19 protein-coding genes are annotated in these 25144 nt (G+C 56.3%); 17 read left to right on the forward strand and 2 right to left on the reverse strand.

What is annotated here, in order from left to right; translation table 11 throughout:
• Window positions 1–148: 148 nt before the first annotated feature.
• Window positions 149–1909 (reverse strand): 30S ribosomal protein S12 methylthiotransferase accessory factor YcaO, encoded by a 1761-nt coding sequence (gene ycaO / locus ACEPLT_RS07200; protein ID WP_023292885.1) that lies wholly within the window; start codon window positions 1907–1909, stop codon window positions 149–151.
• Between the two features lie 127 nt (window positions 1910–2036).
• Here ycaO and ACEPLT_RS07205 point away from each other — a divergent pair, with 127 nt between their 5' ends.
• The 13 genes from ACEPLT_RS07205 (at window position 2037) to ACEPLT_RS07265 (ending at window position 16961) form a co-directional block, all read left to right on the forward strand.
• Window positions 2037–2729 carry a DUF421 domain-containing protein gene (locus tag ACEPLT_RS07205; RefSeq protein WP_021240878.1) on the forward strand — a complete coding sequence of 231 codons (693 nt, stop codon included), beginning with the start codon at window positions 2037–2039 and terminating at the stop codon, window positions 2727–2729.
• Window positions 2730–2891: 162 nt separating this feature from the next.
• Window positions 2892–3980, forward strand: coding sequence for a 3-phosphoserine/phosphohydroxythreonine transaminase (gene serC / locus ACEPLT_RS07210; RefSeq protein WP_021240877.1), 1089 nt, complete (start codon window positions 2892–2894; stop codon window positions 3978–3980).
• 69 nt (window positions 3981–4049) lie between these two features.
• Window positions 4050–5333 carry a 3-phosphoshikimate 1-carboxyvinyltransferase gene (gene aroA, locus ACEPLT_RS07215; RefSeq protein WP_008499969.1) on the forward strand — a complete coding sequence of 428 codons (1284 nt, stop codon included), beginning with the start codon at window positions 4050–4052 and terminating at the stop codon, window positions 5331–5333.
• Window positions 5334–5517: 184 nt separating this feature from the next.
• On the forward strand, window positions 5518–6201 hold the full coding sequence (gene cmk / locus ACEPLT_RS07220; protein WP_008499967.1) for a (d)CMP kinase: 684 nt from the start codon (window positions 5518–5520) through the stop codon (window positions 6199–6201).
• Window positions 6202–6312: 111 nt separating this feature from the next.
• A complete protein-coding gene (gene rpsA / locus ACEPLT_RS07225) occupies window positions 6313–7986 on the forward strand; it encodes a 30S ribosomal protein S1 (RefSeq protein WP_008499966.1) in 1674 nt (557 codons plus the stop codon).
• A gap of 170 nt (window positions 7987–8156) precedes the next feature.
• Window positions 8157–8444, forward strand: coding sequence for an integration host factor subunit beta (gene ihfB, locus ACEPLT_RS07230; RefSeq protein ID WP_008499965.1), 288 nt, complete (start codon window positions 8157–8159; stop codon window positions 8442–8444).
• A 213-nt stretch (window positions 8445–8657) separates the two neighbouring features.
• Window positions 8658–10922, forward strand: coding sequence for a ComEC family protein (locus tag ACEPLT_RS07235; RefSeq protein WP_063615871.1), 2265 nt, complete (start codon window positions 8658–8660; stop codon window positions 10920–10922).
• A gap of 35 nt (window positions 10923–10957) precedes the next feature.
• Complete coding sequence (msbA, locus tag ACEPLT_RS07240; RefSeq protein WP_008499963.1) at window positions 10958–12706, forward strand: lipid A ABC transporter ATP-binding protein/permease MsbA; 1749 nt, start codon at window positions 10958–10960, stop codon at window positions 12704–12706.
• Window positions 12703–13680, forward strand: coding sequence for a tetraacyldisaccharide 4'-kinase (lpxK, locus tag ACEPLT_RS07245; RefSeq protein ID WP_063615872.1), 978 nt, complete (start codon window positions 12703–12705; stop codon window positions 13678–13680). Before msbA ends, lpxK begins: the two co-directional genes overlap by 4 nt.
• A 44-nt stretch (window positions 13681–13724) precedes the next feature.
• Window positions 13725–14954 carry a winged helix-turn-helix domain-containing protein gene (locus tag ACEPLT_RS07250; protein ID WP_063615873.1) on the forward strand — a complete coding sequence of 410 codons (1230 nt, stop codon included), beginning with the start codon at window positions 13725–13727 and terminating at the stop codon, window positions 14952–14954.
• Window positions 14955–14999: 45 nt separating this feature from the next.
• Entirely contained in the window at window positions 15000–15182 is a 183-nt protein-coding gene (ycaR, locus tag ACEPLT_RS07255) for a protein YcaR (RefSeq protein WP_006174474.1), read from the forward strand.
• On the forward strand, window positions 15179–15925 hold the full coding sequence (gene kdsB / locus ACEPLT_RS07260; RefSeq protein ID WP_008499959.1) for a 3-deoxy-manno-octulosonate cytidylyltransferase: 747 nt from the start codon (window positions 15179–15181) through the stop codon (window positions 15923–15925). Before ycaR ends, kdsB begins: the two co-directional genes overlap by 4 nt.
• 142 nt (window positions 15926–16067) lie before the next feature.
• Window positions 16068–16961, forward strand: a complete 894-nt coding sequence (locus ACEPLT_RS07265) for a YcbJ family phosphotransferase (protein ID WP_008499958.1) — start codon at window positions 16068–16070, stop codon at window positions 16959–16961.
• On the opposite strand, the gene elyC is transcribed toward ACEPLT_RS07265, so the two are convergent.
• Window positions 16938–17717 carry an envelope biogenesis factor ElyC gene (gene elyC, locus ACEPLT_RS07270; RefSeq protein ID WP_219983618.1) on the reverse strand — a complete coding sequence of 260 codons (780 nt, stop codon included), beginning with the start codon at window positions 17715–17717 and terminating at the stop codon, window positions 16938–16940. The genes ACEPLT_RS07265 and elyC overlap by 24 nt on opposite strands.
• Before the next feature lie 124 nt (window positions 17718–17841).
• Here elyC and cmoM point away from each other — a divergent pair, with 124 nt between their 5' ends.
• The 4 genes from cmoM to mukB are packed head-to-tail and all read left to right on the forward strand — an operon-like array spanning window position 17842 to window position 25083.
• Entirely contained in the window at window positions 17842–18621 is a 780-nt protein-coding gene (gene cmoM / locus ACEPLT_RS07275) for a tRNA uridine 5-oxyacetic acid(34) methyltransferase CmoM (protein ID WP_008499956.1), read from the forward strand.
• Between the two features lie 3 nt (window positions 18622–18624).
• On the forward strand, window positions 18625–19947 hold the full coding sequence (gene mukF, locus ACEPLT_RS07280) for a chromosome partition protein MukF (RefSeq protein WP_008499955.1): 1323 nt from the start codon (window positions 18625–18627) through the stop codon (window positions 19945–19947).
• Window positions 19928–20632, forward strand: coding sequence for a chromosome partition protein MukE (mukE, locus tag ACEPLT_RS07285; protein WP_008499954.1), 705 nt, complete (start codon window positions 19928–19930; stop codon window positions 20630–20632). Before mukF ends, mukE begins: the two co-directional genes overlap by 20 nt.
• Window positions 20632–25083, forward strand: a complete 4452-nt coding sequence (gene mukB / locus ACEPLT_RS07290; RefSeq protein WP_232928323.1) for a chromosome partition protein MukB — start codon at window positions 20632–20634, stop codon at window positions 25081–25083. The genes mukE and mukB overlap by 1 nt, the downstream gene beginning before the upstream one ends.
• Window positions 25084–25144 lie beyond the last annotated feature (61 nt).

The raw sequence follows: 25144 nt of genomic DNA on the forward strand, positions 1-25144 counted from the left end.
GATCAATATTATTATATTTACCCGTGTTTAACTTTATTATTACAATCAACAATCATTGCCGAAGGAAATAAAAAAAGGGGCAATGAAATTGCCCCGTAATATAGCCCAGACGATTGAATACGCCTACTGCTGGTAATGTTATGTGCGCTTATTTTGACCAGTAAGCGGCTTTTGCTTTCTGCAGCTTTTCGTAGGCCTTCAGCAGCGACTGATGCGCCGGGAAGGCTTTCAGATCGCTATCAACAGCCTGCAGGCCATAGAACGGCGCTTCGCCGCTCAGGGCTGCGCTGGCTGCTTCAACGGCCTCAGCGCCGTACATTCGCACGAAAGCATTCAGGTATTGCAGCGGTTCGCGATCCTCTTCCTGTGCAAGCAGCAGCAGGGTTTGCAGGCAGCGGTAATAGTTGGTGCGCTCGGCAGAGAAGACCGACTGGTTGAACTCCATGGTCCACTCGGTCCAGGCCAGGGCCTGATCCAGATCGCCGCCCGCCAGGGCCAGCATCGCTTTCAACTCACCGATGCGCAGGGTGTACCAGCCGTTGTCTTTACCGGTCGCCAGGCCCAGGAGTTCGCGTACGCGGGTGAAATCATCATGGCCTTCTTCGTCCAGCTGGGCGATCAGGTTCAGATAATCCTCTTTCTCCCATTCGCTGCCCGGCAGAGCCAGCAGCGTTTCACGCAGATGCGCGCCCATGCTGTTGTTCGCCAGCCACAGATCTTCCGCCGGATAGATATCAGACATGCCAGGCACGATGATGCGGCACGCGTAAACGCCCAGGTGCTCGTAGTCGGCAATGTACACTTCCTGGTCTTCCGCGTTAAAGATCGCCATCAGCGTCGCGAACTCTTCTTCCGTGGTACCGGCAAAGCTCCAGTCCACGAACGGATAGTCCGCGTCCTGCTTGAACATATCCCAGGAAATTAAGCCGCTGGAATCGATGAAGTGGGTTTCGAGGTTGGTATGCTCGGCCACTTCTTCATCGTCAAACGTTGGCGGCGTAAACACGTCGAGATCTTTCAGGCTACGGCCCTGGAGCAGCTCGGTAACGGTACGCTCCAGCGCCACGCCGAAGTCCGGGTGCGCGCCGAAGGAGGCGAAGCAGGTGCCGTTGGTCGGGTTAAACAGCACGACGCAGATCACCGGATACTTGCCGCCCAGCGAGCCGTCATACGCAAAGATTGGGAAACCTTCTGCTTCCAGCTTGGCGATGGATTCCACCACGCCCGGGTAGCGCGCCAGCACCTCTGCCGGAATTTCAGGCAGGCTGATGGATTCGGCAATAATGCGGTTTTTGATATGACGCTCGAAGACTTCAGACAGCCCCTGCACGCGCGCTTCATTGCGGGTGTTACCGGCGGACATGCCGTTAGACACATACAGGTTGCCGACGATGTTCATCGGGATATAGACGGTCTGCTCGTCAGACTGACGGGTAAACGGCAGGGCACAAATACCGCGATCGTCGTTGCCAGACTGCAGATCGATCAGCATGCTGGCGGTCAGTTCGTTTTCCGGATCGTAGAAGGCACGCAGGCGCGCGTCGAGAATTCCTTCCGGCAGTTCATCGTCTTCGGTCAGCGGGAACCATTTTTCGTTCGGATAGTGAACGAACGGGCCGTTGGCAATGGTTTCGCCCAGCCAGAAGTCAGCGAAGAAATAGTTGGTGGACAGACGCTCAAAATACTCACCCAGCGCGGAGGCCAGTGCCGCTTTTTTTGTCGCGCCTTTACCGTTGGTAAAGCACAGGGCACAGTCTTTATCGCGAATATGCACAGACCAGACATGAGGCACCGGATTGAGCCAGGAGGCTTCTTCGATGTTAAAACCCAGGTCGGTCAGTTTCTGCTGGAAGCGAGCGATGGAATCTTCCAGAGCGGCGTCTTTGCCGGGGATAAACGTTTGAGTCATGGCGTTCACTTTTATCGTACGTAAAGCGCGCAATGATACGGGTTTTGTGTGACGGGTGCTATCTCCGGCGAAAATAAAAGACTGGGCTATGCTTATTGTCAGTAACTCACTGTTAAGGCATAGAAAAATGAAAGCATTCGATCTCCAGCGGATGGCGTTTGATAAAGTCCCTCCTGAATTTTTAGGCGAAGTGGCGCTGCGTAGTCTGTATACCTTCGTTCTGGTCTTCCTGTTTCTTAAAATCACCGGTCGTCGCGGCGTGCGGCAGATGTCGCTTTTTGAAGTGTTGATCATCCTGACGCTGGGTTCCGCGGCGGGGGATGTCGCCTTCTATGATGATGTGCCGATGGTGCCGGTCTTCATTGTTTTTGTCACCCTGGCGCTGCTTTACCGCCTTGTCATGTGGCTGATGTCGAAAAGTGAAAAGCTGGAAGATCTGCTTGAAGGGAAGCCGGTCGTTATCGTCGAGGACGGTCAGCTGGCCTGGGAAAACGTTCAGAGCGCCAATATGACCGAGTTTGAGTTCTTTATGGAGCTACGCCTCAACAGCGTGGAACAGCTCGGGCAGGTGCGTCTGGCGATCATGGAAACTAACGGGCAAATTAGCGTCTATTACTATTCTGACGATGAGGTGAGGCCGGGACTGTGCATCCTGCCGGATATGCTGATCGAGCGTTTCAGAACCGTACCTGAGTCAGGCGAGTATGCCTGCGTGAGATGTAGCCATGTCGTCGCGATGCAGCCGGGGGATCGTCAATTATGCCCCCGCTGTGCAAATCCGGAATGGACGAAGGTTAGCCGGGCTAAACGCATCACCTGACAGCCATTTTGTCGGTTTTGTCCTGGCGAGGCGGCAGATTGTTTTGTGTGACGCGGGGCACATTTCACGGGTCATAAGTTTTAGACATTGCGGCGCGTGTCACTGAATGATAAAACCGATATCCACAGTTATAACTTATGGCTTTTAGCGTGGTGAGGGGAAATGGCTCAAGTCTTTAATTTCAGTTCAGGTCCGGCAATGTTACCGGCAGACGTGCTTAAACAGGCTCAACAGGAACTTTGTGACTGGAACGGTCTGGGAACGTCGGTGATGGAAATCAGCCACCGGGGTAAAGAGTTTATTCAGGTGGCGGAAGAGGCAGAAAAGGATTTTCGCGATCTGCTGAATATTCCCTCGAACTACAAAGTATTGTTCTGTCACGGCGGCGGGCGCGGTCAGTTTGCAGGCGTACCGCTGAATATCCTCGGTGACAAAACGACGGCTGACTACGTTGACGCGGGTTACTGGGCGGCAAGCGCCGTTAAAGAAGCGCATAAATACTGCACGCCGAATGTTATCGATGCCAAAGTGACCGTTGACGGCCTGCGCGCCGTGAAGCCTATGAGCGAGTGGCAGCTTTCTGATAACGCCGCCTATCTTCACTACTGCCCGAACGAAACCATTGACGGGATTGCCATCGACGAGACGCCGAACTTCGGTAAAGACGTCGTGGTTGCCGCTGACTTCTCCTCCACCATTCTTTCTGCACCAATTGACGTCAGCCGTTATGGCGTGATCTACGCGGGCGCGCAGAAAAATATCGGCCCTGCAGGCCTGACGATTGTTATCGTGCGTGAAGACCTGCTGGGTAAAGCGCATACATCGTGCCCGTCCATTCTTGATTACACCGTGCTGAACGACAACGATTCTATGTTCAACACCCCACCGACGTTTGCCTGGTACCTCTCCGGCCTGGTCTTCAAATGGCTGAAGCAAAACGGCGGCGTGGCGCAGATGGACAAAGTGAATCAACAGAAAGCCGAACTGCTGTATGGCGTCATCGACAAGAGCGATTTCTACCGCAACGACGTGGCGAAAGCTAACCGTTCCCGCATGAACGTGCCGTTCCAGCTGGCGGACAGCAACCTGGATAAAGTGTTCCTGGAAGAGTCCTTCGCGGCCGGCCTGCACGCGCTGAAAGGTCACCGTGTCGTGGGCGGCATGCGTGCCTCCATCTATAACGCGATGCCGCTGGAAGGCGTTAAAGCGCTGACCGATTTCATGATCGACTTCGAACGTCGCCACGGTTAATCGCGCTGTTTTCACCCCCGTAGCCCTGCTGCGGGGTTTTTATTATGTTGAGTTGAGAGTTAAGTTTTCATGGAATCCCTGACGTTACAACCTATCGCGCGGGTAGATGGCACCATTAATCTGCCTGGTTCAAAAAGTGTCTCGAACCGCGCTCTGCTGCTGGCAGCACTGGCAAACGGCACCACCGTCCTTACAAACCTGCTGGACAGCGATGACGTGCGCCATATGCTCAATGCGCTGAAAGCGTTGGGCGTTCATTACACTCTCTCCGACGATCGTACCCGCTGCGAAGTGACCGGCAACGGCGGCGCGCTGCAGACGGGGGAAGAGCTTGAGCTGTTTCTGGGCAACGCGGGTACCGCGATGCGTCCGCTGGCGGCGGCCCTGTGTCTGGGGCGCAACAACATTGTGCTGACCGGCGAGCCGCGCATGAAAGAGCGTCCGATTGGCCATCTGGTGGATGCCCTGCGTCAGGGCGGTGCGCAGATCGAGTATCTGGAGCAGGAAAATTATCCGCCACTGCGTCTGCGCGGGGGCTTTACCGGCGGTCACGTCGAGGTTGACGGCAGCGTCTCCAGCCAGTTCCTGACCGCACTGCTGATGACCGCGCCGCTGGCGCCGCAGGATACGGTTATCACGATTAAAGGTGAGCTGGTCTCCAAACCGTATATTGATATCACGCTGCACCTGATGAAAACCTTCGGCGTTGAGGTGGAAAACCAGTCTTATCAGCGTTTTGTCGTGCGTGGGGCGCAGCAGTACCAGTCTCCGGGCAGCTATCTTGTTGAAGGCGACGCCTCGTCGGCATCTTACTTCCTGGCTGCAGGCGCGATCAAAGGCGGTACCGTGAAGGTGACCGGTATTGGTCGCAACAGCGTGCAGGGTGACATTCGTTTTGCGGACGTGCTGGAAAAAATGGGCGCGGTTGTGACCTGGGGTGATGACTTCATTTCCTGTACTCACGGCGAGCTGAAGGCCATCGACATGGACATGAACCATATTCCGGATGCGGCGATGACCATTGCCACGGCGGCGCTGTTTGCAAAAGGCACCACCACGCTGCGTAACATCTACAACTGGCGCGTAAAAGAGACTGACCGTCTGTTTGCGATGGCGACCGAACTGCGTAAGGTCGGTGCTGAGGTGGAAGAGGGCGAAGACTACATTCGCGTCACGCCTCCTGCAAAACTGCAGGTTGCCGAGATCGGCACCTACAACGATCACCGTATGGCGATGTGCTTCTCGCTGGTGGCACTGTCCGACACGCCTGTGACCATTCTCGATCCGAAATGTACGGCGAAAACGTTCCCGGACTACTTTGAACAGCTGGCACGCATTAGCACGCTGGCCTGATGACGCTTGCCGCATCACCTGATGCGGCATTTCCTTACGCTTCCTGACGAACACTTCCGTTCATTTCTTCTACACTCTGCTTCAATCAATCCGTAATTTGCACGCAAAGGTAACAGTTGCGCACGTTGACGCGTATAATGCGCGGCGTTCATGTAAACGGTATGCCTTATTTAAGGAGAAAAAGATGACGGCAATTGCCCCGGTAATCACCATTGACGGGCCGAGTGGCGCAGGGAAAGGGACTCTGTGCAAAGCGATGGCGGAAGCATTGCAATGGCATCTTTTAGATTCGGGAGCAATCTATCGCGTGCTGGCCCTGGCTGCGCTGCATCATCATGTGGACGTGGCGTCAGAAGAAGCGCTAGTTCCGCTGGCTGCGCATCTTGATGTGCGTTTCGTGTCGACCAATGGCAACCTGGAAGTCATCCTTGAAGGGGAAGACGTGAGCGGGGAAATCCGTACTCAGGAAGTGGCGAATGCGGCCTCTCAGGTAGCGGCCTTCCCGCGCGTTCGTGAGGCGCTGTTACGCCGTCAGCGCGCGTTCCGTGAGGCCCCGGGTTTGATCGCGGACGGACGCGATATGGGAACCGTGGTATTCCCTGATGCACCTGTGAAAATTTTCCTTGACGCCTCTTCGGAAGAACGCGCTCAACGCCGCATGCTTCAGTTGCAGGAAAAGGGGTTTAGTGTTAACTTTGATCGCCTTTTATCCGAGATAAAAGAGCGCGATGACCGCGATCGTAACCGCGCCGTCGCCCCACTTGTTCCAGCAGAAGATGCATTAGTTCTGGATTCAACCAGTTTAACTATTGAGCAAGTGATTGAAAAAGCGCTACAATATGCGCGCCAAAAACTGGCACTCGCGTAATCGCGACCGATTTAGCAGTACCCCCGCTGCAATGGATTGACGGCGGGTATGTGAAACAACCCCATCCGGCACGGAGCCAGGTGGACGTTAATATTAACCTGAAGATTAAACATGACTGAATCTTTTGCTCAACTGTTTGAAGAATCCTTAAAAGAAATCGAAACCCGCCCGGGTTCCATCGTTCGCGGTGTTGTTGTTGCTATCGACAAAGACGTAGTACTGGTTGACGCCGGTCTGAAATCTGAGTCCGCCATTCCGGCAGAGCAGTTCAAAAACGCCCAGGGCGAGCTGGAAATCCAGGTTGGCGACGAAGTTGACGTTGCTCTGGACGCAGTAGAAGACGGCTTCGGTGAAACCCTGCTTTCTCGTGAGAAAGCGAAACGTCACGAAGCATGGATCACGCTGGAAAAAGCTTACGAAGAAGCTGAAACTGTGGTCGGTGTTATCAACGGCAAAGTTAAAGGTGGCTTCACTGTTGAGCTGAATGGTATTCGTGCGTTCCTGCCAGGTTCTCTGGTAGACGTTCGTCCAGTTCGTGACACCCTGCACCTGGAAGGCAAAGAGCTTGAGTTCAAAGTAATCAAGCTGGACCAGAAGCGTAACAACGTTGTTGTTTCCCGTCGTGCCGTTATCGAATCCGAAAACAGCGCAGAACGCGATCAGCTGCTGGAAAACCTGCAGGAAGGCATGGAAGTCAAAGGTATCGTTAAGAACCTCACTGACTACGGCGCATTCGTTGACCTGGGCGGCGTTGATGGCCTGCTGCACATCACCGACATGGCGTGGAAACGCGTTAAGCACCCAAGCGAAATCGTGAACGTGGGCGACGAAATCACTGTTAAAGTGCTGAAGTTCGACCGCGAGCGTACTCGTGTATCCCTCGGCCTGAAACAGCTGGGCGAAGATCCATGGGTAGCTATCGCTAAGCGTTACCCAGAAGGGACTAAACTGACTGGTCGCGTAACCAACCTGACTGACTACGGCTGCTTCGTTGAAATCGAAGAAGGCGTTGAAGGTCTGGTGCACGTTTCCGAAATGGACTGGACCAACAAAAACATCCACCCATCCAAAGTTGTTAACGTTGGTGATGTAGTGGAAGTGATGGTTCTGGATATCGACGAAGAACGTCGTCGTATCTCCCTGGGCCTGAAGCAGTGCAAAAACAACCCATGGCAGCAGTTCGCGGAAACCCACAACAAGGGCGACCGTGTTGAAGGTAAAATCAAGTCTATCACTGACTTCGGTATCTTCATTGGCCTGGACGGCGGCATCGATGGCCTGGTTCACCTGTCTGACATCTCCTGGAACGTTGCAGGCGAAGAAGCAGTTCGTGAATACAAAAAAGGCGACGAAATCGCTGCAGTTGTTCTGCAGGTTGACGCAGAGCGTGAGCGTATCTCCCTGGGCGTTAAACAGCTCGCAGAAGATCCGTTCAACAACTGGGTTGCACTGAACAAGAAAGGCGCAATCGTAAACGGTAAAGTGACTGCAGTTGACGCGAAAGGCGCAACCGTAGAACTGGCTGACGGCGTTGAAGGTTACCTGCGCGCTTCTGAAGCTTCCCGTGACCGCGTTGAAGATGCCACTCTGGTTCTGAACGTAGGCGACGACGTTGAAGCTAAGTTCACCGGTGTTGACCGTAAGAACCGTGCAATCAGCCTGTCTGTTCGTGCTAAAGACGAAGCTGATGAGAAAGATGCAATCGCAACTGTTAACAAACAGGAAGATGCAAACTTCTCTAACAACGCAATGGCTGAAGCTTTCAAAGCAGCTAAAGGCGAGTAATATCAGGTTCTCAGCATCATTTGCGCTGTAACGCATTTACAGCGCGAAGGATGAGGAGCAAACTTGACAGATTACAGGATTCGTCCTGTAATCAATAACAAAGGGCGGCTACGGCCGCCCTTGTTTAATGAGCTGTTCAGCTAATTGGTTTGAAAGGAACCGGAGGAATCATGACCAAGTCAGAATTGATTGAAAGACTTGCCAGTCAGCAACCGCATATCCCTGCCAAGGCAGTGGAAGATGCCGTAAAAGAGATGCTGGAGCATATGGCCTCCACTCTTGCCCAGGGCGAGCGCATTGAAATCCGCGGTTTCGGTAGTTTTTCTCTGCACTATCGTGCTCCACGTACCGGGCGTAACCCGAAAACTGGCGATAAAGTCGAGCTGGAAGGTAAGTACGTTCCACACTTTAAGCCGGGTAAAGAACTGCGCGATCGCGCCAATATTTACGGCAACTGAGTTTAGCCAGCCGGTTAAACTGGGTTCGAAAGAAAGCACCTGCGGGTGCTTTTTTTGTCGCTGTCGCTTTCTTTCTCAAGGTGCCCCGCATTTTCCGTTTCGTTTTCTGCAACCCGTTAAATACCTTGCTGCGCTTGCCGTAAATCGTATTCTTCACACCTGACGACCGCTCAGCCTGCTTGCATACTGCCACCCTGAAACAGGGAGGTAGCAATGGGAATTCCCGCGCTTAGCATCTGCGCCATTCTGGCGATAGTTCCGTTACTCTGGTTACCTGAACTGCCTTCCCCCAACACCGTTTGGGTAATGATGGCTGGCGGGCTAGCGCTTGCTGCATGGCAAAACAGTCGACTGAAGTATGCGGGTATGACGCTGTTATTTTGTGCCTGGGGCATTTTTGCCGCGCAGGAGAGCATCTGGCCGATGCAGCATTTAACAACGGGGGCCGTGCAGGCTGAGATAGAGCTCACCGCGACCGACGGCGCCACTCAACATCAGGGAAGCATTCTAAGCGTCAATGGCAAGCGCTGGTGGGCCTCTACCGGCGTAACGCTGTATGGCAATTATCTGCCGCAAAAGGCGTGTGCAGGGCAGCGCTGGAGCGTGACGCTCAGGCTCAGGCCTGCACACGGCGAACTCAACGACGGCGGTTATGATGCTCAGCGCAGCGCTTTTGCCCGACATCAAACGCTGAGCGGGCGCTTCACCCGTGCGGAGATCGTCGACGGGCGCTGCAGCCTGCGAGCGCAATATCTGATGTCGCTGCAAAACCGACTGTCGGCTTACCGCTGGGGGGCGGTTATCCTGGGGCTTGGGATGGGAGAACGCCTGGAAGTACCCCGTGAAATAAAAGACCTGATGCGGGAAACCGGCACGCTGCATCTGATGGCGATTTCAGGTCTGCATATCGCGCTGGCAGCCTCTCTCGTCTGGTTACTTGCACGTGGACTCCAGTTTTTATTACCCAGCCACCGCGTCCACTGGCAAATGCCTCTCCTTGCCGGGTTGTTCTTTGCTGCTTTCTACGCCTGGCTTACGGGCCTGCAACCGCCTGCGCTGAGGACGATCATCGCCCTTGCGGTGCTTGCTCTGTTGCGGATTACTGGCCGTCAATGGTCTCCCTGGCAGGTTTGGAGCTGCTGCATCGCGGCGATACTGATTAACGATCCCCTGGCCGTACTTTCGCAGAGTCTGGTTCTGTCAGCCTTTGCCGTCGCCGCGCTGATTTTCTGGTTTCAGTGGCTGCCTTTTCCCGACTGGAATTGGACACGACGGATGCGGCCGCTACTGAACCTGATTTATCTGCAGGTCGGGATGTTGCTGCTGCTCATGCCGTTACAGGTTCTGATTTTCCATGGCTTCAGCTTCTCCTCCCTGGTCGCGAATCTCTTTGCCGTTCCCCTGGTAACGTTTGTCTCCGTCCCGCTGATCCTGCTCGGTATGCTGCTCCATTTGCTACCGCTGGCTGCGGTAGAAAGTGCCATCTGGTTTGCCGCCGATAAGTCGCTTGCGGGACTCTTCTGGCTACTGATGCGCCTGCCAGATGGCTGGCAGAATGTCGATCAACGCTGGCAAATCATGGCATTACTGCCGTGGTTGAGTATTATTGCCTGGCGTTTTCGTGCCTGGAAAACCGTTCCTGCCGTTTGTCTTGCAGGCAGTGTCCTGCTGACATTTCCCCTCTGGCGAGCGGAAAAAAGCGAGAGCTGGACGCTGCATATGCTGGACGTGGGGCAGGGGCTGTCCATGGTGATTGAAAGGCAGGGAAAAGCCATTCTCTTTGATACCGGGCTCGCCTGGCCGGGCGGAGACAGCGCGCAGCGGTTAATTATTCCCTGGCTTCGCTGGCATCACCTACGGCCAGAAGGAGTGATTCTCAGTCATGAACACCTCGACCATGCAGGAGGCCTCGCGTCGTTGCAAAAAGCATGGCCGGATATATGGGTAAGAAGCCCGTTACGCAGGACGGGGCACCGCCCTTGTTTTCGTGGGCAGAAATGGGAATGGCAGGGATTAACCTTCACCGTCCACTGGCCTCCTGAAAATTACCCGGCCCAGGGGAATAACCATTCCTGTGTGGTAAAGGTGGACGACGGGGAGCAAAGCGTTCTGCTAACAGGGGACATTGAAGTGCAGGCGGAACAGGCTATGCTTAGCCATTACTGGCGTCATCTGAGGGCCACGCTCATACAGGTCCCCCATCATGGCAGCAATACCTCGTCTTCATTGCCGCTGGTACAGCGGGTGGAAGGACAGATCGCCCTGGATTCTGCGGCCCGCTATAACGCATGGCATTTCCCGTCGGCAAAAGTCGTTCGACGTTATCGAAAAGAGGGGTATATCTGGCACGATACCCCTCATTCAGGACAAATATCGGTGACATTCTCGCAACATCACTGGCAAATCCGGCGCTTGCGAGAGCAAATTTTACCACGTTGGTATCATCAGTGGTTTGGCGCGCCCGTCGATAACGGGTAGAATATGCGGCTATTTCAACAATGCTGGTTTTTTGAATGCATAACGACAAAGATCTCTCCACGTGGCAAACGTTCCGCCGACTCTGGCCGATGATTGCCCCTTTTAAAGCAGGCTTGATCGTGGCGGGTGTAGCGTTAATCCTCAACGCAGCCAGCGATACCTTTATGCTATCGCTTCTCAAACCGTTACTGGACGACGGTTTTGGTAAAACGGATCGCTCAGTGCTGCTATGGATGCCTCTGGTGGTTATCGGACTGATGATCTTACGCGGTATCACCAGCTATATCTCCAGCTACTGCATTTCCTGGGTATCCGGGAAAGTAGTGATGACCATGCGCCGTCGGCTGTTCAGTCACATGATGGGCATGCCGGTTGCGTTCTTTGACAAGCAGTCAACCGGGACGCTGCTGTCGCGGATCACCTACGACTCCGAGCAGGTTGCCTCTTCCTCTTCCAGCGCGCTGATTACGGTTGTGCGCGAGGGCGCGTCGATTATCGGCCTGTTCGTGATGATGTTCTACTACAGCTGGCAGCTGTCGCTCATCCTTATCGTTCTGGCACCTGTGGTTTCTATTGCTATCCGCGTCGTCTCAAAACGCTTCCGTAATATCAGCAAGAATATGCAGAATACGATGGGGCAGGTGACTACCAGCGCAGAGCAGATGCTGAAAGGGCATAAAGAAGTGCTGATTTTTGGTGGTCAGGACGTTGAAACCAAACGCTTTGATAAAGTGAGCAACAAAATGCGTCTGCAGGGGATGAAAATGGTCTCGGCCTCTTCTATCTCCGACCCGATTATTCAGCTGATTGCCTCACTGGCGCTGGCGTTCGTTCTGTATGCGGCAAGCTTCCCGAGCGTCATGGAGACGCTGACGGCGGGTACCATCACCGTGGTCTTCTCCTCAATGATCGCCCTGATGCGTCCGCTGAAATCACTGACAAACGTCAACGCCCAGTTCCAGCGTGGGATGGCGGCCTGTCAGACCCTGTTCAGCATTCTGGATTCCGAACAGGAAAAAGATGAAGGCAAACGCGTCATTGAGCGCGCGAACGGCGACGTTGAGTTCCGCAATGTGACCTTTACCTATCCTGGCCGCGAAACACCGGCTCTGCGCAATATCAACCTGACCATTCCGGCGGGGAAAACCGTTGCGCTGGTAGGCCGTTCCGGCTCGGGTAAATCGACCATTGCCAGCCTGATCACCCGTTTCTACGACATTGACGAAGGTGAAATTCTGTTAGACGGTCACGATCTGCGGGAGTATACCCTGCAGTCGCTCCGTAACCAGGTGGCGCTGGTCTCCCAGAACGTGCACCTGTTCAACGATACCGTGGCAAACAATATTGCTTATGCACGCACTGAAGAGTACAGCCGCGAGCAGATTGAGAACGCCGCACGTATGGCCTACGCGATGGACTTTATCAACAAGATGGATAACGGTCTGGATACCATCATCGGCGAGAACGGTGTACTGCTCTCCGGTGGGCAGCGTCAGCGTATCGCCATTGCCCGAGCGCTGCTGCGCGACAGCCCGATCCTAATCCTGGACGAAGCGACCTCTGCGCTGGATACGGAATCTGAACGCGCGATTCAGTCGGCGCTGGATGAGCTGCAAAAGAACCGCACCTCGCTGGTGATTGCGCACCGTCTGTCGACTATCGAGCAGGCTGATGAAATCGTCGTGGTTGAGGATGGGGTCATTGTTGAACGCGGAAGCCATGCTGATCTGCTGGAACACCGCGGCGTTTACGCTCAGCTTCATAAGATGCAGTTCGGCGAATGATTGCACGCATCTGGTCCGGTGAATCCCCGCTGTGGCTGCTGCTTTTGCCGCTCTCCTGGCTCTACGGCCTGGTGAGCGGCATTATCCGTCTGCTTTATCGTCTTGGGGTGAAGCGGGCCTGGCGCGCGCCGGTGCCCGTTGTGGTTGTCGGTAATCTTACGGCGGGCGGTAACGGCAAAACGCCGGTGGTGATCTGGCTGGTGGAGCAGTTGCAAAAGCGCGGTATACGCCCGGGCGTGGTATCGCGGGGATATGGTGGTAAAGCGGCGCATTACCCGCTGTTGCTGACAGCGGAAACCACGACGGCTGAAGCGGGTGATGAACCGGTATTGATTTTCCAGCGTACTGGCGCCCCTGTTGCGGTCTCCCCGGTGCGCAGCGATGCCGTCCGGGCCCTGCTTGCCGAACATGCGGTACAGATCATTATCACTGACGATGGTCTGCAGCATTATGCCCTGGCGCGAGATAAAGAGATTGTGGTCATCGACGGGGTTCGCCGTTTTGGGAACGGCTGGTGGTTACCTGCCGGACCCATGCGCGAACGCGCTTCGCGTCTGAAGTCCGTGGATGCGGTGATCGTGAACGGTGGTGAGGCGAAAACGGGTGAAATCCCGATGCACCTGCAGCCGGGTCTGGCAATCAACCTGGTGACGGGTGAACGCCGGTCGGTTTCAGAGCTTCCTTCACTGGTAGCGATGGCGGGCATTGGTCATCCGCCGCGCTTCTTCGCGACGCTGGAACAGTGTGGTGCCCGGCTGGAAAAACGCGTTCCGCTGGCCGACCACCAGGCGCTGGTGGAAGGGCAGGTCGCTGCCCTGACCGTACCCGGGCAGACGCTGATCATGACCGAAAAAGATGCGGTGAAATGCCGCGCCTTTGCGAAAGATAACTGGTGGTATCTGCCGGTTGACGCCGAACTCAGCGGTGAGCAGCCGGAACATTTGCTCAAGGAACTGATTGCGTTGGTGCACTAAAGGCTTACGCGGTTCTGGTGGCGCTTTGACTGACAGGAAAACGCATGTCTTTACCGCAACTCTCGCTCTCAGCCGCACGTAATCTCCACCTTGCCGCGCAGGGGCTGCTCAAAAAGCCCCGCCGTCGCGCGCAGCCTGCCGATATTCTATCTACCGTACAGCGCATGTCGCTACTCCAGATCGATACCATTAATATTGTGGCACGTAGCCCTTACCTGGTGCTGTTCAGCCGCCTGGGGAGCTATCCTTCTCAGTGGCTGGATGAGGCGCTCAGCAAGGGGGAGTTGATGGAGTACTGGGCGCACGAAGCCTGCTTCCTTCCCCGCAGCGATTTTGCCCTTGTGCGTCACCGTATGCTTGCGCCGGAAAAGATGGGCTGGAAATACCGGCAGGCGTGGATGCAGGAACATGCGGCTGAAATAGAGCAGCTCATCGCGCATATTCAGGAAAACGGTCCTGTACGCTCCGCCGATTTTGAACACCCGCGCAAAGGTACAAGTGGCTGGTGGGAGTGGAAGCCGCACAAGCGTCATCTCGAAGGCCTGTTTACCTCAGGCAAAGTCATGGTGATTGAGCGGCGTAATTTTCAGCGCGTCTACGACCTCACGCATCGCGTGATGCCCCACTGGGACGACGAGCGCGACCTGCTTACCCAGGAGGCGGCTGAGGCCATTATGTTAGAAAACAGCGCCCGTAGTCTGGGGATTTTTCGCTCGCAATGGCTGGCAGATTACTATCGCCTGCGCCAGCCCGCGCTGAAACCGCTGCTGGACATGTGGCAACGCGAACAGCGCGTCATTCCCGTTACCGTGGAAACGCTGGGCGAAATGTGGCTACATGCGGATCTCCTCCCGCTATTGCCTCAGGCCCTGGAGGGGAAACTGCAGGCGACCCACAGCGCGGTATTGTCGCCTTTCGACCCGGTCGTCTGGGACAGAAAACGCGCCGAGCAGCTCTTTGATTTCAGCTACCGGCTGGAATGTTATACCCCGGCCCCAAAGCGCCAGTATGGCTACTTTGTTTTACCGCTCCTGCATAAGGGGCAGCTGGTCGGGCGCATGGATGCCAAAATGCATCGCAAGACCGGCACGCTTGAAATCATTGCGCTTTATTTGCAAGAGGGCGTCAGGGTGATGGCGAGCCTGGAAAAAGGGTTAACGTCCGCCATTAGCGAATTCGCGCGCTGGCAGGGGGCCGACGACGTGACGCTGGGCCGGGTACCTGATGGATTGTTTACATCCTGTCGAAGTGGCTGGGAAACAGGCACGCCCTGAAAAAGGAATGTGTTAAGCTTTAGCGATTACCCATACGGAGGAACTATGGATCACCGTTTACTTGAAATTATTGCCTGCCCGGTATGCAACGGCAAACTCTACTACAGCCAGGACAAACAAGAGCTCATTTGCAAGCTGGACAGCCTGGCTTTCCCGCTGCGCGACGGTATTCCGGTATTGCTGGAAAACGAAGCCCGTTCCCTGGTGGCAGAAGAGAGCAAACCATGAGTTTTGTTGTCATTATTCCTGCGCGTTACGCTTCAACCCGTCTGCCGGGTAAACCGCTGGTGGATATCAATGGCAAGCCGATGATCGTGCATGTCCTTGAGCGGGCGCGTGAATCCGGTGCTGACCGTGTGATTGTTGCCACCGATCATCCGGATGTCGCTCGTGCGGTTGAGGCGGCAGGCGGCGAGGTATGCATGACCCGCGCAGATCACCAGTCCGGCACCGAGCGTCTGGCGGAAGTGGTTGAGAAATGCGGTTTCAGTGATGATACGGTTATCGTAAACGTGCAGGGTGACGAGCCGATGATCCCCGCGGTGATTATCCGTCAGGTGGCCGAAAACCTGGCGCAGCGTCAGGTCGGAATGGCCACGCTGGCGGTACCCATTCATCATGCAGAAGAAGCTTTCAACCCGAATGCGGTGAAGGTCGTCATGGATGCGGAAGGCTATGCGCTCTATTTCTCCCGTGCCACGATCCCGTGGGATCGCGATCGCTTTGCGCTTTCTAAAGAGACCATCGGTGATACCTTCCTGCGTCATATTGGGATCTACGGCTATCGCGCCGGCTTTATTCGCCGCTATGTGGCCTGGGCCCCGAGTCCGCTGGAGCATATCGAAATGCTGGAGCAGCTCCGCGTGCTCTGGTACGGCGAGAAAATTCACGTTGCCGTTGCTGAGGAAGTCCCCGGCACGGGCGTAGACACCCCTGAAGATCTTGAGCGCGTTCGCGCTGAATTGCGTTAATCTTACCGGCATCTCTCCGTTGGGAGAGATGCACTCTCCGGTTTATTTTTCACTTTCTTTTTCCTGATTGATCTCTTCCGGGTGACATCTTCATTAAGGACGCTCATTATAAAAGCAGTAGTCTTAATGGGGGTAATCTCATATGGAACAGCTGCGTGCCGAACTTAGCCATCTGCTGGGTGAAAAGTTAAGCCGGGTCGAATGCGTGAGTGAAAAAGCCGATACCGCGCTCTGGTCGTTGTACGACAGTGAGGGTAACCCAATGCCGCTGATGGCACGGAGTTTCACGTCACCCGGCGTTGCCAGGCAGCTTGCATGGAAAATGTCGATGCTGGCGCGGGAGGGAACCGTGCGTATGCCAACGGTGTACGGCGTGATGACCCATGAGGAACACCCCGGCCCGGACGTACTGCTGATTGAACGTTTACGTGGTGTACCCGTTGAAGCGCCCGCGCGAACGCCGGAACGCTGGGAACAGCTAAAAGACCAGATTGTCGAGGCGCTGCTGGCATGGCACCGTCAGGATAGCCGCGGACTTGTCGGGCCGGTCGACAGCACTCAGGAAAATCTCTGGCCGCTGTGGTATCGCCAGCGGGTTGAAGTGCTGTGGGGAACGCTTAACCAGTTCAACAATACCGGTTTAACCATGCAGGACAAACGTATTCTCTTTCGCACCCGGGAGTGTTTACCGGCGCTGTTCGAAGGTTTTAACGATAACTGCGTGCTGATCCACGGTAACTTCACCCTGCGCAGTATGCTGAAAGACCCCCGCAGCGATCAGCTCCTGGCGATGGTGGGGCCGGGGATCATGCTCTGGGCTCCGCGCGAATATGAGCTGTTCAGGCTCAGCGACAGCGGGGCGGCGGAAGGTTTACTGTGGCATTACCTTCAACGCGCCCCCGTTGCGGAAGCGTTTCTCTGGCGGCGCTGGCTCTACCTGCTCTGGGACGAAGTTGCGCAGCTGGTTAACACCGGACGCTTTAATCGCGCAAACTTCGATCTGGCGACTAAATCACTCTTGCCCTGGCTCGCCTGAGGAACCTTTCAGCCACTGCCAGAGGCGTCCGAGCGTCTCATAACCGACGCGATCGCTATGCATCAGCCACATAGGGGAGGGGATTACCCGCTCCCACGGATTAAGCGGCGCGTCGATGGCCATCTGGTTCGCCGGTGCGGGAAGCGGGCGCAGGCCCTGTTTTTCAAAGAAAATCATCGCGCGTGGCAGGTGCGAGGCGGAGGTCACCAGTAAGAACGGGGCTTCACCAATCGCCTGCTTCACTGCGGCAGCTTCTTCTTCAGTATCTTTTGGGCTGTCCAACGTGATGATTGAGGAGCGCGGTACGCCGAGTGATTCCGCGACCCGGGCACCCGCTTCCGCCGTACTCACCGGGTTCGTTTTGGCCGCCGCGCCGGTGAAGATCATTTTTGATCCCGGATTCGCCAGCCAGAGGCGAATGCCTTCGTTTAGCCGCGGCAGGCTGTTGTTGATCAGGTTTGAGCTGGGGGCCCAGTCAGGATCCCAGGTATATCCGCCGCCCAGCACAACGATGTACGCCACTTTCTGATTTCCCTGCCATGTCGGGTACCTGTTTTCGATGGGGCGTAACAGACCATCAGCCACCGGCTGCAGGCTCAGCAGCAGCAGGACCAACCAGCCGAACGTGATCAGCGTTTTGCCACTCTTCTGAAAGCGACTGAACCACACCAGCGCCAGCCCCAGCGCGATGATGATGAGCAGCAGCGGAAGGGGAAGCATCATCCCTCCAATGTATTTCTTAAGGGTAAAAAGCATCCTTTTTGGTTCCTTTTTTGACCATATAGCAGGTGATTGACGGTGATATTACACCAGAGAGGTTCATTCTCCGCGCGGGTGTGACAAAATAGCGGTTTTGCAGTTAGCGAGTGGAACTCTCCCAATGCGGGATCGCAATTTTGATGACATCGCGGAAAAGTTTTCGCGCAACATTTATGGCACCACGAAAGGGCAGCTCCGTCAGACGATCCTCTGGCAGGATCTGGACACCATTCTGGCTACCTTTGGTGGTCAAACGTTGCGCGTACTGGATGCCGGAGGCGGTGAAGGGCAGACGGCCATAAAAATGGCGGAACGCGGTCATCACGTCACGCTTTGCGATCTTTCTGCTGAAATGGTCGCCCGCGCGACGCGTGCGGCAGAAGAGAAAGGTGTGAGCGACAACATGCATTTTATACAATGCGCCGCTCAGGACATCGCACAGCATTTGGAAACCCAGGTTGATCTGATATTGTTTCATGCGGTGCTGGAGTGGGTTGCCGATCCGCTAAGCGTGTTACAAACCCTGTGGTCGATGTTGCGCCCGGGCGGCACGCTGTCGTTGATGTTCTACAATGCTAACGGCTTCCTGATGCACAACATGGTTGCGGGAAACTTCGACTATGTTCAGGTCGGGATGCCCAAAAAGAAAAAACGCACGCTTTCCCCGGACTATCCGCGCGATCCACAGCAGGTCTATGGCTGGCTGGAAGCGATTGGCTGGCAGATTGTCGGGAAGACGGGCGTCAGGGTGTTTCATGATTATCTGCGTGAAAAACACAAACAGCGTGACTGTTTTGACACCTTAACAGAATTGGAAACGCGGTATTGCCGCCAGGAGCCTTTTGTCAGCCTTGGCCGCTATATTCACGTCACCGCGCACAAGCCGCAGATGCAAGGATAACCTATGAGTGAATTTTCCCAGACAGTCCCCGAACTGGTTGCCTGGGCCAGGAAAAACGATTTCTCCATCTCGCTGCCGGTAGACAGACTCTCTTTCCTGCTGGCGGTTGCCACGCTGAACGGCGAGCGGCTGGATGGGGAAATGAGCGAGGGTGAACTGGTGGACGCGTTCCGCCATGTCAGTGATGCGTTTGAGCAAACCAGCGAAACCATTAGCGTGCGTGCCAACAACGCAATTAACGATATGGTGCGTCAACGTCTGCTGAACCGCTTTACCAGCGAGCAGGCGGAAGGAAACGCCATCTATCGCCTGACGCCACTGGGCATCGGCATCACCGATTACTACATTCGCCAGCGCGAATTTTCCACGCTGCGTCTGTCCATGCAGCTGTCGATCGTGGCCGGTGAGCTTAAGCGCGCCGCCGATGCGGCAGATGAAGACGGTGACGAATTCCACTGGCACCGAAACGTCTATGCACCGCTGAAATACTCGGTGGCGGAAATCTTCGACAGTATCGATCTGACCCAGCGCCTGATGGACGAACAGCAGCAGCAGGTCAAAGACGATATCGCACAGCTGCTGAATAAAGACTGGCGTGCAGCCATCTCCAGCTGTGAACTTCTGCTGTCAGAAACCTCCGGTACGCTGCGTGAGCTGCAGGATACGCTGGAAGCCGCAGGGGATAAGCTGCAGGCGAACCTGCTGCGCATCCAGGACGCGACGCTGGCGCACGACGATCTGCACTTTATCGACCGTCTGGTGTTCGACCTGCAGAGTAAACTGGACCGCATCATCAGCTGGGGCCAGCAGTCGATCGACCTGTGGATCGGCTACGACCGACACGTGCATAAATTTATCCGTACCGCGATCGATATGGATAAAAACCGCGTCTTTGCCCAGCGTCTGCGCCAGTCGGTGCAGACCTATTTCGATGCGCCGTGGGCGCTGACCTACGCCAATGCCGATCGTCTGCTGGATATGCGCGACGAAGAGATGGCATTGCGTGATGAAGAGGTAACCGGTGAACTGCCGCCGGATCTGGAATACGAAGAATTTAACGAAATTCGCGAGCAGCTTGCGGCGATGATCGAAGAACAGCTTGCTGTCTACAAAACCAGACAAGCTCCGCTGGATCTGGGGCTCGTGGTGCGCGACTATCTGGCGCAATATCCGCGCGCGCGCCACTTCGACGTTGCCCGCATTGTGGTAGACCAGGCGGTTCGCCTGGGTATCGCGCAAGCCGATTTCACCGGACTGCCGCCGAAGTGGCAGCCAATTAACGATTACGGAGCCAAGGTACAGGCGCATGTCATTGACAAATATTGAACAAGTGATGCCGGTTAAGCTGGCACAGGCGCTGGCGAATCCGTTATTTCCGGCGCTGGACAGCCAGCTGCGTGCCGGTCGTCACATTGGCTTAGACGAGCTGGATAATCACGCCTTTTTGATGGACTTCCAGGAGTACCTGGAAGAGTTTTACGCCCGCTACAACGTGGAGCTTATCCGCGCGCCGGAAGGGTTTTTCTACCTGCGCCCGCGCTCCACGACGCTGATTCCGCGTTCCGTGCTCTCCGAGCTGGATATGATGGTCGGCAAAATTCTCTGCTACCTCTACCTCAGCCCGGAACGTCTGGCGAATGAAGGGATCTTCACCCAGCAGGAACTTTACGACGAGCTGTTGACGCTGGCAGATGAGAGCAAGCTGCTCAAGCTGGTGAACAACCGCTCCACGGGGTCGGATCTCGATCGTCAGAAATTACAGGAAAAAGTCCGCTCTTCCCTGAACCGTCTGCGTCGTCTGGGGATGGTCTGGTTTATGGGGCACGACAGCAGCAAATTCCGCATTACGGAATCTGTCTTCCGCTTCGGCGCCGACGTGCGTGCGGGCGATGACGCGCGTGAAGCGCAGCTTCGCATGATCCGCGACGGTGAAGCGATGCCGGTGGAAAACCATTTGCAGCTCAATGATGAGCATGAAGAGAATCTGCCGGATAGCGGGGAGGAAGAGTAATGATTGAACGCGGTAAATTTCGCTCACTGACGCTGATTAACTGGAACGGCTTCTTTGCCCGAACGTTCGATCTGGATGAGCTGGTGACGACGCTCTCCGGCGGTAACGGGGCGGGTAAATCCACCACCATGGCGGCGTTTGTCACGGCGCTGATCCCTGATCTGACGCTGCTTCACTTCCGTAACACCACCGAAGCGGGGGCCACAAGCGGTTCCCGTGATAAAGGTCTGCACGGGAAGCTGAGGGCCGGCGTCTGTTATTCGGTTCTGGACGTCATTAACTCCCGCCATCAGCGCGTGGTGGTGGGCGTGCGCCTGCAGCAGGTTGCCGGTCGCGACCGTAAAGTCGACATTAAACCGTTCGCCATCCAGGGGCTGCCAACGTCTGTACAGCCGACGGCGCTGCTGACGGAAACCCTGAACGAGCGCCAGGCGCGCGTGCTGACGCTGCAGGAGCTGAAAGATAAGCTCGAAGCGATCGAAGGCGTGCAGTTCAAGCAGTTCAACTCGATTACAGACTACCACTCGCTGATGTTCGATCTCGGCGTGGTGGCGCGTCGTCTGCGCACGGCATCAGACCGTAGCAAATACTACCGCCTGATCGAAGCGTCCCTGTACGGCGGTATCTCCAGCGCCATTACCCGTTCCCTGCGCGACTACCTGCTGCCGGAAAACAGCGGCGTGCGTAAGGCCTTCCAGGACATGGAGGCGGCGCTGCGTGAAAACCGCATGACGCTGGAAGCGATTCGCGTGACCCAGTCTGACCGCGATCTGTTTAAACACCTGATCAGCGAAGCCACTAACTACGTGGCGGCGGACTACATGCGCCACGCCAACGAGCGCCGCGTCCACCTCGATCAGGCATTAGAATACCGCCGCGAGCTGTTTACCTCCCGCAAACAGCTGGTGGCCGAGCAGTACAAGCACGTCGAAATGGCGCGCGAGCTCGGCGAGCACAACGGTGCTGAAGGTGATCTGGAAGCCGATTACCAGGCCGCCAGCGATCACCTGAACCTGGTGCAGACCGCGCTGCGTCAGCAGGAGAAAATCGAGCGCTATGAAGCGGACCTCGACGAGCTGCAAATTCGTCTTGAAGAGCAAAATGAAGTGGTGGCCGAAGCCGCCGAGATGCAGGAAGAGAACGAAGCCCGCGCCGAAGCGGCCGAGCTGGAAGTGGATGAGCTGAAAAGCCAGCTTGCCGATTATCAGCAGGCGCTGGACGTGCAGCAGACGCGCGCGATCCAGTACACCCAGGCACTGCAGGCATTACAGCGCGCGAAAGAGCTGTGCCATCTGCCAGACCTGACGCCGGAAAGCGCCGACGAGTGGCTGGATACCTTCCAGGCCAAAGAGCAGGAAGCCACTGAGAAACTGCTGTCCCTCGAACAGAAAATGAGCGTCGCCCAAACGGCGCACAGCCAGTTTGAGCAGGCCTATCAGCTGGTTGTGGCGATTAACGGCCCGCTGGCACGTAACGAAGCCTGGGACGTTGCCCGCGAGCTGCTGCGCGACGGCGTGAACCAGCGCCATCTGGCCGAGCAGGTTCAGCCGCTGCGTATGCGTCTGAACGAGCTGGAACAGCGCCTGCGCGAGCAGCAGGAGGCCGAGCGTCTGCTGGCCGAATTCTGCAAGCGTCAGGGCAAACATTACGATTTTGACGAGCTTGAGGCCCTGCATCAGGAACTCGAGGCGCGTATCGCTGCGCTTTCAGACACGGTTTCCAGCGCTAGCGAACAGCGTATGACCCTGCGTCAGGAGCTGGAACAGCTTCAGTCCCGTTCGCAAGCGCTTCTGCAGCGTGCCCCGGTTTGGCTGGCGGCCCAGAGCAGCCTTAACCAGCTCAGTGAGCAGTGCGGCGAGCAGTTCGAATCCAGCCAGGAAGTCACTGAATACCTGCAGCAGCTGCTGGAGCGCGAGCGCGAGGCGATTGTTGAGCGTGATGAAGTGGGCGCGCGCAAGCGTGACGTCGACGAAGAGATTGAGCGCTTAAGCCAGCCGGGCGGTGCGGAAGACCCGCGCCTCAATGCCCTGGCAGAGCGTTTTGGCGGCGTGCTGCTGTCTGAGATTTACGACGACGTCGGCCTGGACGATGCGCCTTACTTCTCGGCACTGTATGGCCCGTCGCGTAACGCGATCGTGGTGCCGGATCTGTCGCTGATTTCTGAGCAGCTTGCCGGTCTGGAAGATTGTCCGGAAGATCTCTACCTGATCGAAGGGGATCCGCAGTCGTTCGATGACAGCGTATTCAGCGTCGACGAGCTGGAAAAAGCGGTGGTGGTGAAAATTGCCGACCGTCAGTGGCGCTACTCCCGCTTCCCGGAACTGCCGCTGTTTGGCCGCGCCGCGCGCGAAAGCCGCATCGAGAGCCTGCACGCCGAGCGCGAAACGCTGTCTGAACGCTTTGCGACGCTGTCGTTCGACGTGCAGAAAACCCAGCGTCTGCATCAGGCATTCAGCCGCTTTATCGGCAGCCATCTGGCCGTGGCCTTCGAAGCCGACCCTGAAGCGGAAATTCGCAAGCTCAATACCCGCCGTGGCGAGCTGGAACGGGCGATTGCCAGTCATGAAAGCGACAACCAGCAGAGTCGCGTCCAGTTCGAGCAGGCGAAAGAGGGCGTCGCGGCCCTTAACCGTATTCTGCCGCGCCTGAATCTGCTGGCAGACGACACGCTGGCCGACCGCGTGGATGAGATCCAGGAGCGTCTGGATGAAGCGCAGGAAGCCGCGCGCTTCGTGCAGCAGCACGGCAATCAGCTGGCGAAGCTGGAGCCGGTTGTCTCTGTCCTGCAGAGCGACCCGGAACAGTTCGAGCAGTTAAAAGAAGATTATGCCTGGTCACAGCAGGTGCAGCGCGAAGCGCGTCAGCAGGCGTTTGCCCTGACGGAAGTGGTGCAGCGTCGCGCCCATTTCGGCTACTCCGATTCGGCGGAAATGCTGAGCGGTAACAGCGATCTGAATGAAAAGCTGCGTCAGCGCCTTGAGCAGGCGGAAGCGGAGCGTACCCGCGCCCGCGAAGCGATGCGCAGCCACTCCGCTCAGCTGAACCAGTACAACCAGGTGCTGGCCTCGCTGAAAAGCTCCTTCGACACCAAGAAAGAGCTGTTAAACGACCTGCAGAAAGAGCTTCAGGATATCGGCGTCCGTGCCGACAGCGGGGCGGAAGAGCGCGCGCGCATTCGTCGTGACGAGCTGCATGCTCAGCTCAGCAACAACCGCGCGCGTCGCAATCAGCTGGAAAAAGCGCTGACCTTCTGTGAAGCGGAGATGGATAACCTGACCCGTCGCCTGCGCAAGCTGGAGCGCGACTACTTTGAGATGCGCGAGCAGGTCGTGACCGCGAAGGCGGGCTGGTGCGCGGTAATGCGCATGGTGAAAGACAATAACGTTGAGCGTCGTCTGCACCGTCGCGAGCTGGCGTATCTCTCTGCCGATGAGCTGCGTTCCATGTCGGATAAGGCGCTGGGTGCGCTGCGTCTGGCGGTGGCGGATAACGAACACCTGCGCGATGTCCTGCGTATGTCAGAAGATCCGAAACGCCCTGAACGTAAAATCCAGTTCTTCGTGGCGGTTTACCAGCACCTGCGCGAGCGTATTCGTCAGGACATTATCCGTACCGACGATCCGGTCGAAGCCATTGAGCAGATGGAAATCGAGCTGGGGCGTCTGACGGAAGAGCTGACCTCTCGCGAGCAGAAGCTGGCGATCAGCTCCCGCAGCGTGGCGAATATCATCCGCAAAACCATTCAGCGCGAGCAGAACCGCATTCGCCAGCTGAACCAGGGTCTGCAGAGCGTGTCGTTTGGCCAGGTGAACAGCGTGCGCCTCAACGTCAACGTGCGTGAAGCCCACGCGACGCTGCTGGAAGTGCTGTCTGAGCAGCACGAGCAGCACCAGGATCTGTTCAACAGCAACCGTCTGACCTTCTCCGAAGCGCTGGCGAAGCTGTATCAGCGCCTGAATCCGCAGATTGATATGGGACAGCGTACGCCGCAAACCATAGGGGAAGAGCTGCTGGATTACCGTAACTACCTGGAAATGGAGGTAGAGGTAAACCGTGGCTCCGACGGCTGGCTGCGCGCGGAATCCGGGGCGCTCTCTACCGGTGAAGCGATCGGTACCGGGATGTCGATTCTGGTGATGGTGGTACAGAGCTGGGAAGACGAAGCGCGCCGCCTGCGCGGCAAAGACATCTCCCCATGCCGACTGCTGTTCCTTGATGAGGCGGCGCGTCTTGATGCGCGCTCCATTGCCACGCTGTTTGAGCTCTGCGAACGTCTCGATATGCAGCTCATCATTGCGGCACCGGAGAACATCAGCCCTGAAAAAGGGACAACCTACAAGCTGGTGCGTAAAGTGTTCCAGAACAGCGAGCACGTTCACGTTGTCGGGCTGCGCGGCTTTGCGCCGCAGCCGCCGGAGTCACTGCCGGAAACCACGGCGGACGCTTCCTGAAGTGTCTTCTGACCCGAAGCGGCGCTCTGGCGCCGCTTTTTTTTTAAACTTAACTTGTGCT

The sequence above is a fragment of the Enterobacter sp. fkY84-1 genome (assembly GCF_052974705.1).

Coding starts and splice junctions, on each gene's coding strand:
- ycaO (WP_023292885.1), bottom strand. CDS start 1,909: ATGACTCAAACGTTTATCCCCGGCAAAGACGCCGCTCTGGAAGATTCC.
- ACEPLT_RS07205 (WP_021240878.1), top strand. CDS start 2,037: ATGAAAGCATTCGATCTCCAGCGGATGGCGTTTGATAAAGTCCCTCCT.
- serC (WP_021240877.1), top strand. CDS start 2,892: ATGGCTCAAGTCTTTAATTTCAGTTCAGGTCCGGCAATGTTACCGGCA.
- aroA (WP_008499969.1), top strand. CDS start 4,050: ATGGAATCCCTGACGTTACAACCTATCGCGCGGGTAGATGGCACCATT.
- cmk (WP_008499967.1), top strand. CDS start 5,518: ATGACGGCAATTGCCCCGGTAATCACCATTGACGGGCCGAGTGGCGCA.
- rpsA (WP_008499966.1), top strand. CDS start 6,313: ATGACTGAATCTTTTGCTCAACTGTTTGAAGAATCCTTAAAAGAAATC.
- ihfB (WP_008499965.1), top strand. CDS start 8,157: ATGACCAAGTCAGAATTGATTGAAAGACTTGCCAGTCAGCAACCGCAT.
- ACEPLT_RS07235 (WP_063615871.1), top strand. CDS start 8,658: ATGGGAATTCCCGCGCTTAGCATCTGCGCCATTCTGGCGATAGTTCCG.
- msbA (WP_008499963.1), top strand. CDS start 10,958: ATGCATAACGACAAAGATCTCTCCACGTGGCAAACGTTCCGCCGACTC.
- lpxK (WP_063615872.1), top strand. CDS start 12,703: ATGATTGCACGCATCTGGTCCGGTGAATCCCCGCTGTGGCTGCTGCTT.
- ACEPLT_RS07250 (WP_063615873.1), top strand. CDS start 13,725: ATGTCTTTACCGCAACTCTCGCTCTCAGCCGCACGTAATCTCCACCTT.
- ycaR (WP_006174474.1), top strand. CDS start 15,000: ATGGATCACCGTTTACTTGAAATTATTGCCTGCCCGGTATGCAACGGC.
- kdsB (WP_008499959.1), top strand. CDS start 15,179: ATGAGTTTTGTTGTCATTATTCCTGCGCGTTACGCTTCAACCCGTCTG.
- ACEPLT_RS07265 (WP_008499958.1), top strand. CDS start 16,068: ATGGAACAGCTGCGTGCCGAACTTAGCCATCTGCTGGGTGAAAAGTTA.
- elyC (WP_219983618.1), bottom strand. CDS start 17,717: ATGCTTTTTACCCTTAAGAAATACATTGGAGGGATGATGCTTCCCCTT.
- cmoM (WP_008499956.1), top strand. CDS start 17,842: ATGCGGGATCGCAATTTTGATGACATCGCGGAAAAGTTTTCGCGCAAC.
- mukF (WP_008499955.1), top strand. CDS start 18,625: ATGAGTGAATTTTCCCAGACAGTCCCCGAACTGGTTGCCTGGGCCAGG.
- mukE (WP_008499954.1), top strand. CDS start 19,928: ATGTCATTGACAAATATTGAACAAGTGATGCCGGTTAAGCTGGCACAG.
- mukB (WP_232928323.1), top strand. CDS start 20,632: ATGATTGAACGCGGTAAATTTCGCTCACTGACGCTGATTAACTGGAAC.